The sequence below is a fragment of the Microbispora sp. NPDC004025 genome, assembly GCF_053604425.1.
Window position 1 is genome coordinate 1 of sequence record NZ_JBSGHN010000049.1, and the last position, 1210, is coordinate 1210.

General features: G+C 65.6%; 1 protein-coding gene. It reads right to left on the reverse strand.

What is annotated here, in order from left to right:
- The coding region (locus ACWEQG_RS39045) for a reverse transcriptase domain-containing protein (protein ID WP_452292699.1) at positions 1-560 on the reverse strand (560 nt) is incomplete at its 3' end.
- Positions 561-1210: the final 650 nt, after the last annotated feature.

A 1210-nucleotide genomic window follows, 5' to 3' on the forward strand; every position in this document is an offset into this window, starting at 1 on the left:
GAGATTTCGTCGAAGCAGGCTTTGATGTCGCCCTCAACGACCCACTCATATGAGTGGGACGTGAAGTGGCGTACCTCGGCCACCGCGTCGTGAGCCCGGCGGTTCGGGCGGAACCCGTAGGAACACGGGAGGAAATCCGCCTCGAAGATCGGCTCCAACACCAGCTTGAGGGATGCCTGGACCACCCGGTCGGTGATGGTGGCGATGCCCAGACGACGTAGCTTGCCGTTCGCCTTGGGGATCATCCGCTCCCGCACCGGCAGCGGCCGGAAGCTGCGGTCCTTCAGTGAGGACTGCAGCGCGTCGAGGAACTCCTCGACGCCGGTCATCTGCGCGATGGACGGCGCCGTGCGGCCGTCCACCCCGGCGGTCTTGGCTCCCTTGTTCCCCCGCACCCGATCCCACGCGACCAGAAGGAACGCGGGGTCGGCGACGAGATTGAAAAGATCATCGAACCTGCGATGAGGGTCATCACGGGCCCAACAGTGCAGCTTCGTCTGGATCTTCAGTACCTTGCGCTCGGCCTGGTACAAGGCGAGCTCAAGGTCGTCGGTATTCACCGGCGACGTCCTCCTGATCTTCCAGTATCTCCACCACTGACTTGCTGGCCTCCTTTGCCATGTACGGAGCTCTCCTCCGTTCGGACTACTACGAGGCCTCCGCCCCACCCGACGGCCCTCAGCCGGCAACGGGCCTGCCCTCCACCGAGTTGGCTGCCCGGAGGTTGGGGCGACCGCGGGTGGTTCCCACGTTCACGACCAAATCGATCAAGGAGTGAGGTGCCCACCTCTACCCCGGCAGCATCGCCACGCCTACGCCGCAGGCCTTCACCGTGGCCTCCCCACCGGACACCCTGACCGGCTTCGGAGTTGACCAATCGCCACTTCGCGGCGATGGTCACGCACTGCACCCCGGGCCCGTATCCGTCAGATTTGAGCCGGGTGGAACTGTTACGGGGCATCAGACAGTGGTTCCTCGCGTACACCTTCTCCTCGCTGCTTGCCGGGCCCGGATCGTCTGACAGTGCCGACCCGTCCCGTACTTTGTCAGGGCTGCTCCCAGCCTTCCCGGCGTTCCCCGGGTCGGCCTGCCCTCAGCTTCACCGGGCAGCTGCGACTGCCCGGCGGCGGCGTCCTTTCACCCCCGCTCGATCTCGTCGTGCCTCGTGGCGCACAGGGTGTAGTTCCACCGGCCGTGAACCTCGTGCCGG